5 protein-coding genes are annotated in these 10650 nt (G+C 32.6%); all 5 read right to left on the reverse strand.

The window, feature by feature from the left end; all coding sequences use genetic code 11:
• Positions 1-97: 97 nt before the first annotated feature.
• The 5 genes from AADI82_RS02270 to AADI82_RS02290 all read right to left on the reverse strand — a co-directional run bounded on the left by AADI82_RS02270 (position 98) and on the right by AADI82_RS02290 (position 10633).
• The gene (locus AADI82_RS02270; RefSeq protein WP_341214846.1) at positions 98-1924 is read right to left on the reverse strand and encodes a DUF3472 domain-containing protein; all 1827 of its coding nucleotides are present in this window, start codon (positions 1922-1924) and stop codon (positions 98-100) included.
• A 1-nt stretch (position 1925) separates the two neighbouring features.
• Positions 1926-5246, reverse strand: a complete 3321-nt coding sequence (locus AADI82_RS02275; RefSeq protein WP_341214847.1) for a VCBS repeat-containing protein — start codon at positions 5244-5246, stop codon at positions 1926-1928.
• A 129-nt stretch (positions 5247-5375) separates the two neighbouring features.
• Positions 5376-5954: a discoidin domain-containing protein gene (locus tag AADI82_RS02280; protein ID WP_341214848.1), complete on the reverse strand. Its 579-nt coding sequence runs from the start codon at positions 5952-5954 to the stop codon at positions 5376-5378.
• Positions 5955-6025: 71 nt separating this feature from the next.
• On the reverse strand, positions 6026-7684 hold the full coding sequence (locus tag AADI82_RS02285; protein WP_341214849.1) for a RagB/SusD family nutrient uptake outer membrane protein: 1659 nt from the start codon (positions 7682-7684) through the stop codon (positions 6026-6028).
• Between the two features lie 15 nt (positions 7685-7699).
• Positions 7700-10633 carry a TonB-dependent receptor gene (locus AADI82_RS02290; RefSeq protein WP_341214850.1) on the reverse strand — a complete coding sequence of 978 codons (2934 nt, stop codon included), beginning with the start codon at positions 10631-10633 and terminating at the stop codon, positions 7700-7702.
• Positions 10634-10650 lie beyond the last annotated feature (17 nt).

Consider the following 10650-nt stretch of genomic DNA (forward strand, 5'->3'; position numbering starts at 1 on the left):
ACATAAAAAACAACCTTTTTAGTTTTATAAAAGGCAAAGCCCCTGATTATAAAAACAACCAGAGGCTTAATGAAAAAAAACTAACTCAAATAAAATGCTATTTTGTGTATCCCATAATTTCAGCCATTGCTGCATTATCGGTACCGTCATGTGATGCTTTTATTATAACCTTTAGGTATCTATATGTTTTTGTAGCTCCAAAATCTATGTCTTGCTCTGTGACAACATTTTGTAATGTGAAATCACCCATACTTTCCCAAGTTGTATTATCAGAGCTTATTTGTATTTCAATATCTTTTACAGCTCTAGACAATGTTTGCCTTTGGGCAAATCGTATACCTTCAACTTCTATTTCTGCCCCCATATCTATAACAATATAATGCGGTGCTGTTGCTGTACAACCGCTCCAACAAGAATGCCAATAAGTCTCTAAATTACCGTCTAAAATATCAGCAGCTCTACCAGTATCTCCTTCACCTCCATTGTCTTCTTGAGTACTAAAATCTGAAATTGTCCATGTGCTTCTGTCTAACAATGTTACTGAAGCAGGAGGATCTGGGAGTTTAGGAACTTCTAGGGTAGTAAAATCTATGTTGGGAACAACACCTGATACCGTTCTTGTAAAAGCTGTATTAGGTTGTACATTAGCGTTAAAGAAACCACAGTTTTTTAAAAAGAATTTATTACCATTTGTACCTCCTTCAAAGTCTAATCTTTCTCCATTCGCAGCTGTTGCATCAACAGTAAATGTACCATTTATCATTTCTGTCCATGTATTATCGGTAGTATATGCCCATTGATTTCCGTAATTTACTTTTCTAGAAAGATATCCAGTACTGGGATTAAAATTTTCTAAGAATGAGTGTAATCTTGACAAATGAGTGTCTGTTTTTGGTCTTCTGAGGCTAGCAATTAATTGCCAGTCTCCAACCTCAGGGTCATAAAAATACCCTGTATAATCTGTAGATCCAGAAACGCCAATAGAAGGTTCACCTTTTAGTAAAAACTTGTATGTTACCCCAGCTTTCCAATCTACATCAATAAAAGATTGTATGCCTGAGCCTTCATTACCAAAATCCTGAACAGTTACACCTGTTCCATTCCCTAAATTAGTAACCTTATAATCTTCTGGGATTTGATTAGGGTCATCAGTACTAAAGGCACTCCAAATGGAAAACAAAACGCGCCTTTCTGAAGCTGAATTAACTTGCATTCCGAAATAACCTTCAGCATGACCATTTGCCATAAAAAATGTACCTAATTGATCTTCTCCTTCAGGAACAGTAACTTCGTTATAAAACCATTGTACATTTTTACCCTCTGGCTCTTCATAACTCATATGAACTGATGGTCCTCTTCTTCCAAAGTGAAAGTTATTTGTAGGGACAAATGTTATTCCTGAAGCAACAGCAGCGCCCCCAAACAGTATCTCATTAATATCCCCTATATAAGTTCCAGACTTTTCTAATCCTTGAATTTCTATATAATTATAGCCAGCAGGAACTGTAAAGGTTCCAACTTCTTCGATTTTATATGTGCTGTTGGAAACCGTTATTTCTTTTGAAACGCTCCCGACTGTTACCTTTATTTTAGATGTTTCTGGTGATTTAATTTTAAAGCCTAAATTTAATTTCCCTGCACCTGTTTTAACATAAGCACGAATAACGTCATCTAAAGATGTCCAATTATGTATCCCAGAATCAGATACAACACTATTGTCTTGAGTTAAATTGTTTACTACCCAACTATTTGATCCAATCGGAATTGCTTTTGTTAACTCTAATGCTTCTGTTTCTTCTTCTAGTTTTATTTCTGAAGAACTATCATGTTGAGAACAAGAACTGCAAGAAATTAAAATATTAATTAAGAATATTAATAGGAGGTTTGAACCCAATAAATTTATTCGTGTTTTTACTATATACATGCTATAAATTATTAAAAACTTTATATAATTGATGTTTATTATTATTGTTTGAAATCAACACAAGATTACCGTCTGCTGTTTTTAAATAGGTTAAAGCTCTAACATCAGAATCTGCGTATAAACCTATTTGCCTATTAGATATGTATTTAAAGTCTTTATTTGTTGTTCCTTTAAAAAATACCCCGACTCCAGCATCAGCACGTGTTGTTTCAACTTCTGAATGATAATTATTTCCTGCCATTAAAAGATCCTTCACATCATCTCCATCAAAATCTTTATAAATAATACTGTTAATGGGAGCTGTTTGTGCTTCTATTGGGAATGCAGAAAAACTAAATTGATTATTTCCTTCATTATAAAAAATACCTGATTGGAATTCTGTTGCTTCATAATGTAATGACGAATTAATTTCCTCTCCTAGAATGCCTACCAAATCTGAGTTTGCAAATTCGTTATAAGTCTTAATTTTTTCTTTTAGAAATGGCATTTGCTGTGATGTACAGGATTTACCCCTTACAGGCACTTGTTTTGAATTATAGTATTTGGCTAAGACAATATCTTCAGTTCCATTATTATCAAAATCATTTGTGTAGACATGAAATGGTTTTTCTTTTGAAGCATGAAATTTATAGTTAAGACCTAAATTACCAGCAACAATATCTTGATCTCCATCTCCATCAATATCCTCAATTAGGATTTTATTCCACCAACCCTTCGTTAATGCTAAGTCAGAATAATTATTATCTCTTGAAAGATGTCCATTGTTATTTGCAAAAATTTCGATTCCCATCCACTCTCCAGTTATAATTAAATCTAAATCATTGTCATTATCTATATCATTCCATTGAGCATCTGTAACCATTCCTACTTTTTCAACATCCTGGGCATATTGTTTTGTCCCATCTACAAAGGTTCCTTTTTCATTAATAAGAAGATAATTAACTGGGGCATATGGATATTTTCCTGGAATAACACGACTACCTACAAAAAGGTCTATATCACCATCATTATCATAATCTGAAGCACTTACAACTGAACCTGATGACTTTAACACTGGTAATCTTGAATTTGAGCGTTTAAAATTATAATTACCATGATTAATATAAAGTCTGTCTTGAAGTAAATCTGAATCTTCATCAAATTCATAGCTTCCGCTTACCACATATAAATCATCGTCACCATCATTATCTGCATCAAAAAAACAAGCGGAAACATCTTCGTATTTACTGTCTTTTGTAAAATCTAATATAGATATTGCTTTAAAGGTTCCATCTCTATTTCCAATTAATAGTTGAGCAGATTGCTGATGTGCCCCTCCTATAAAAATATCGTCTAGTCCATCTCCATTTAAATCTGTAGACGCAACTGCGGGTCCTGTTTGTGATAATTTGTGTGGTAATAATAATTGTTTATCGTAATCTTTAAACGGTATTTCTTGATGTGAAAAATCAAAATCACACTCAGTAAATAATCTTTCCTTTTTAGCTGTATTTGTATTTTCTGCAAGCTTAATACTTTCAGAATGGCTAACTATTAAGGTTTGATTTGCTTTAACATTCTTTAAAGTTTGTGTTTTACCATCATTCCAAGTAATTTCTATTCTAGGAATTGTTGCATCTAACCCTAAACCAAAGTGTAATGTATTTGACATTGAAGATAAATAACCTCTAGAATTTACTAGTTCTCTTGTTAATATATGTCCGTTTTTTTGATGTATTTTAACAACTGTACCTACTCCAAATTTATTTTTTGTAGTTCCTTTAAACTTGAATTTTATATAGTTATTCTTTGTTAGAGTAGTAGCATTATTACGTAGTACAGTAGCATTTTCATCTAAATTATTTGTAACAATATCTAAATCGCCATCATTATCTAAATCTACATATACAGCTCCATTTGAAAAGCTAGGAGACTCATCAGCCCAATCGTCTGTTTTATTATCAAATTGTAAATTGCCTTTATTCTTAAACAAATAGTTAGTAAGCTTTTGCTGTGGTAATTTTTGTGTAAAATCAAAAAAATCTTTTTCTTTTAGGCTTGCTTTGTTTTTCTCAATATATGCATTGATTTCATTATTTGCATCTCTATCTACAACATCTCTATAAACACCATTGGTTACGTACAAATCATTATAACCATCCAAATCGAAATCAGCAAATAATGTAGCCCAACTCCAATCGGTTTTTGCCACTCCAGACATATTTGCTATTTCACTAAACGTACCATTTCCATTGTTTACCTGCATAACATTATGCATGTATTGATAATGATAACTATTGTTAGTCATTGCATCAAACCTATCTATTGACATCATAGACATGGTAGTTTTTGAACGGACGTAATCCTCTGGACTCATATCGGCAACCATCAAATCTAACAACCCATCGTTATTGATGTCTGCAAAATCTGCTCCCATACTATAGTATGAGATATGCTTAAAAAGCTCTTCATTTTTATTGGTAAATGTTCCGTCCCCATTATTTATATATGCAAAGTCTGGCATAATAAAATCATTGCTAACATAAATATCTGGCCAACCATCATTATTAAAATCACCAACTTGGGCATGTAGTCCAAAACCTAGATCTGGAATAATACCAGCAGTTTCAGAAACATCTTCAAATTGGTCATTTCCATTATTTCTGTAAAGTTTATCAGTACTTTTTGATGCTTTTATTTCTTCTTTTTGCTTTTGAATTTGCTCTAAATCCAATAAAGCTCCCGATAAATTAAAATCTGAAGGAGCATTAGTGATATATAAATCTAAATCGCCATCTTTATCATAATCAAAAAAAGTAGATGATATCGATCTATTTGAATCAGCTAATCCATATGCAGCAGCTTTCTCTGTAAAGGTTAAATCTCCATTATTCATATAAAGCATATTTGCCAAACGCTCATCTCCCTTATACCAGCCTGCTCTATTAATATAAATATCTAAAAACCCATCATTATTAACATCAGCAATAGACACACCAGTATCAAAACCTGTTCGTTTTACAATACCTGCTTGCTCTGTAATATCTTCAAACTTAAAATTACCTTTATTTAAAAACAGCTTATTAGGATATATATTAGAAGTAAAGAAAAGGTCTTGTAGTCCATCATTATTAAAATCAGCTGCTGCTACTCCTCCTCCTATATATATATACTGGTATTTGTAGTAATGCAATTTCTCGGATTCTAAAATTTTATTTTCAAAAGTTACTCCAGATATTTGAGCTGGTACTTTTGTAAATAACTGATCTGATTTTAGACTATCTATATTGTCACTACATGATAGCAAACAAAGTAATAATCCGTATAAAATATATTTTTTCATCAGGTATTAAATTCTAATAGAATTATCACTATTATTTGAATATATTTATGTTAGGCATAAAACGGCTTTGTTAAAATGGTATAAGCCCAAAAAAATACTCTTTGGGCTTATATTTAAATATAAGGTAATTTAAAAATATGGAGCTATTTCCGCCAAAGCGGCATTATTTGTTCCATCATATACTTTAACAACATTAAATCTAACATAGCGAGCAGTAACAGTTTGATCTAATGGTCTGTCTTGAGCAGCCTTTACTTTTTCTAAATTAAATTCCCCTAAAGAAGTCCAACTAGAGTTATCAGTACTAATATCTATAGAACAAATTTCAATATTTCTAGAAAGTGACTGTCTCTGCGTAAAAATAAAACCATTAATTTCTTTAGATTCTAACATGTCTATAACAAAATAATGTGGAGGTATTGCAGTACAACCGTACCAACACGTATGCCAAAACGTATCTGCATTTCTATCAAACGTATTAATAACTCTTCCGTTACCAACTCCTTCTCCATCATTGTCTTCTTGACTGGTATAATCTACTACTGTCCAACCTGTAGAATCTAATGGTACAGGTGGTAATTTAAGACTTGTATCTATAAGTACTTTATCTGGCGTACATGAATAAACTGCTGCCAAAAACGTGACTATTGTAAAAAAAGTAGCAACTGTTAATGTTCTCTTTTTACGCATTATTATTAATTTTTTCATAAATATTTAGTTTTATAATACTTCTGAACAGTGTATTTAAAAAATACAAACTGTTCAGAAGCTATATGTTATTAATCATTTTGAATCAACGAAGGTTGTATTAAAATTTGCTGTTCAGGAATAAACTCAATAATAACATTATTGGTAGCTTCTATTTCAAAAAACGGATTTGCATTATTTAAATGTGTTCCTGGATACCTTCTATCCATTGTCCTTCCATTTCTATAAACATCAAACTTCCTATGTCCTTCAAAAGCCAATTCTAATTGACGCTCCTCTAAAACAACATCTAATACTGTTTGTCCGGTAGGTATAGTTGCCAATGTATATGACGGTACTTGTGCTCTATTTCTTAATACATTAATATTATCAATTGCTACTTGATCAGCTCCTTGCTTAGCTAATGCTTCAGCTTTGTTTAAATACATTTCGGCTAAACGAGATACTGTTGGTGACCAAAGATGTAAATCATTCTCTTGTTGAGATGCTTTAAGAATGAAGAACTTTGGATATCCGTTACGCTTATCTATATCAAAATCAAAAGTTACATCTTGTCTTCCATTTGGCCCATTAAAGTAATACACTGTTTCCCCACTAACAAGCTCAGATTGAAGAGTATAGTTGCTTCCAGAAAAATTAAAAGTAACCGTACCTCCACTATCTGTGGTTCTTGCGAATTCATAAGTATATGAACTTTCATCTACCCAATACACAGCAGGGATTTTTTGTCCATTACCATCTAGTAAATATTGAGGATCGATAAAGTTTTTTCTTAAATCTCCTTCATTTTTATCTAATAGCTCTAAATATGTTTGAGACGCATACATCTCTCCCCAGCCTACACCATCAATTTTGGCATAAAAAGACCCTATTGTAAACCAATCTTCATTACCAGGAATATCAATACCTTTTGTTAAAGTAATAGAAAAGATGGCTTCTTCATTTTCTGCAGGAGTAAGTGTGTTCATTATCGCAAAACGATTAGAAGGTAAAAGCGAGTAAACTCCAGAATTAATAACTTTATCTGCATATTCAATGGCTTTTGCATTATCTCCCATATATAAATAAACTCTAGATAATAATGCTTGTGCCGCTTCTTTAGAAGCAAAGGACGCTCCTTTGTTAATACTCATTAAAGCTTCTGCTTTTAACAAATCTGAAAGAACTTGACTATAAACCTCGCCAACTGTATTTCTATCAGGTAAATCAGTTATTTCAGATGTTAATTTTAGAGGAATTGATAAATTATCAGTACCTTGATTATAAGGTTTTCCAAAAACATTCCCCATTTGAAAGAAAACCAAACCTCTTATATAGTAATTTTCTCCAATAACCTGGTCTTCTTCGTCAGAACTGCCTTCTGTTAAACTTTCAATAACTCTATTTGTTCCAACTATGGCTTTAAAAGAATTACTCCAAAACCTATTATTTCTAGAATTGTTTGGGTTTCTCTGATAGTTATAAAAAAAGAATAATGGATCTGTAGTTCCACCACTTATCATAACATTATCTCCAGAATATTCAGACATTCTATGCAAATCATCAGACCATCCATCATAACCTTTATCTCCTTTTAAAAATAAATAATTACCAAGGGTGGCTGTTTGGGCAGCGCCAGGGTCTTCAAATAAGTCATCTGCTGATATTTCAGTAAAGGGACTTCTATCTAAATCACATGAAGTAAATACAACTGTGATTGCTAGTAATGATATATAAATTATTTTTTTCATGCTTAATTTTTTTAATTAAAACGTAATATTAAGACCTAATGCATATCTTCTTGGAACAGGATAACCTAAACTTGTAAAACCACCGGCTCCACCAATAGTTGGGTCAACTCCAGAAAATTTGGTAAATGTTACTAAATTGTCTCCTGTTAAATAGATGTTTGCTCTTGCTATACCTAAGCGATCTAGTAATGACTCTGGTAGGTCATAAGATAAGCTTATGTTATTAAGACGTAAATAACTTCCATCTTCTAAATAACGTGAAGATGTTTGGTTACTACCTGAGTAACCTCCAACTCTAGGTTTAGGATGCGTAACGATGTCACCAGGTTGTTTCCACCTGCTCCAACCATCAGGTAATACCATTTGATTGAATTGTAAATAAAACCCATCAGAATCAAATAAATTACGTGAAGTATTGTACAACTCAGCACCATAAGAAAAACTCCAATTAGAACTTAAGTTAAAAGCTTTATATCTTATATTAGTATTAAATCCTCCAATAAAATCAGGATTAGAGGCTCCAACTATTTGAACCGTAGCATCATTATAATCTGCAGTGGTAACAACAGTACCATCATCTTCAATTTTTTCGTACACAGGGGCTCCGTCGCCAGGGTTAACTCCTAACCATTTTCTCATGTAAAAGGTACCAAATTCTTCACCTTCCTTGAGGATAGTAGATCCAGAAATAATATCCGTTCCATCTGCAAGTTCTTCAATTCTATTTTTGTTAAAACTTAAATTAAATCCAAAATCAATACCAAAATCTTCTTTATTAACAATAAAGGCATATGCAGCTATTTCTAAACCTTTATTAGTAATCGACCCAATATTCTCAAACCTACCACTAAAACCAGTCTGGTCAGATAATGCTCTAAAATAAAGTAACCCAGAGTTTTCTTTATTGTAGTAATCTATAGTAAAATCTAAAGCGCTAAATAAAGTTGCGTCTATTCCTACGTTAGTTTCTATAGCTTTTTCCCATGTTAAATTCTCAGTCCCTAGGCGCAGTGGTTTTGCCGCAATTAAACCAGCATACTGGAATTTAACATCGTATGTGCTCAAAAACCCAAAACCTCCAGGTTGATTTCCTACAGCACCATGACTAGCTCTTAGCTTTAAGGCATTTATTTGTTCTACATTTAAAAAATCTTCTTTATGGATATTCCAACCTGCTGCTATGGAATAAAACTCCCCATAACGATAGTCTTTAGCAAAAGCAGAAGCACCATCAACCCTTAAAGATCCTCTTACAAAATATTTACTTTTGTAATCGTAACCTGCTGATAATAAAACAGATTGTTGTGCTGCTTCACTTGCACTACCATCAGCAGCAGCTGGTTTTAAACCTACACTTTGCACTTCTCCGTTTACTACCACATTTTCTGACCTCGTCGTTATATTTTTTGAACTACTATCATTGTACTCATAAGCAGCTAAAATATTAACAGTATGGTTTTCGTTAAACGTGTTGGAGTATTTTAACATTTGATTTGTAAATCGATTTAAGCTTCTAAACGTATTATCAGTTATAGAACCGTTCGTCGTCCTTCCTCCGTTGGACCTTGGATCGGTATAACTGAATGATTCAAAAGTCCCATATCTAAAGTTGTTTGTAGAAACATAGGTAAGATTGGGAAGTAATTTATACTCAAAATCAAAACTAGTAAATAAATCGAATGATCTGGAATCTGAATAATTCCATTGTCTATCATAGAAAAAATTCCTCTTATCTCTACCTAACCAATCATCGCCTTGCGCTTGGTTTGCATTTACTACCGAACCATCTGATGCAAAGGGTAAGTCCCATGGCATATTCAAATAGGCTTCATATAAAGGAGCCTGATTTTGTTTATCTCTTCTATCAAACACAAAATTAAGTTTTGGTTTAATAGTTAATTTATCTGATATTTTATAATCTAAATTGGTTCGAAATGTATATCTGTTAAGTTCATTACCAATTACCGTACCTTCTTCATTATAAAAACCTGTAGATAAATATAAACTATGTGTTTCTGTAGCCGATGTAAATGTAACAGCCCCATCTTTCACAAAAGCATCTTGAGTAGCACCATCAATCCAATCATAATCTCTATCTAATAAATCTTCTGTAAACCATGTGTTTTCGTTACCAAGATCCGTATGATAATCAAACAATTGCTGAGAATTCATAACCTCAAAATTTCCAGGATTAAATTGATTTATAGCTGTTTTTAGATATACGTTCATTCTTGGCTTATCTCCAATTTTACCTCTTTTAGTAGTTACTATAATTACACCATTAGCCCCCCTATTACCATATAAAGCTGTTGCAGACGCATCTTTTAATACGGATATGCTTTCAACATCATAAGGATTTAATTTAGGGTCAGAATTCCCAATAATTACTCCATCTAAAACCCATAAAGGGGAGTTAGTTGAATTGATTGAAGACCTCCCTCTAATAAGAATATTTGGAGAGTCTCCAGGCGAACCGTTGCTTGGTAAAATCTGTACACCAGCTACCTTACCTTGCAACATAGTAGCTAATTCTGGCACTGTTACATCGGTTAATTTATCCGACTTAATTTCTGTAATAGAAGATGTAACAGTCTCTTTCTTTTCTGTACCATAAGCTACAACCACTATTTCATCTAAAGCAGAAGTATCAGTTTCTAAGGTTATATTAATAGTGGTTTGATTACCGATTATAACCGTTTGAGTTTTAAATCCTAAAAAAGAGAATGTAAGTGCGGTTCCTCCATCTGGTATTTTAATAGAATAATTTCCATCAAAATCTGTTGTTGTTCCTGTAGATGTCCCCTCTACAACAATGTTTACACCCAATGCTGGTGTATTGCTATCATCGAGCACAGTTCCTGTTATTGTTTTGCTGCTACTTTGTGCATGCGTCTCAAAACAAAAACAAACCGTAGATAATAACACTAAAAAAGTAAATAGTTTTTTCATAAAATAGTTTTTAGTTT

The sequence above is a fragment of the uncultured Wocania sp. genome (assembly GCF_964021735.1).
Lineage (GTDB): Bacteria > Bacteroidota > Bacteroidia > Flavobacteriales > Flavobacteriaceae > Wocania_A.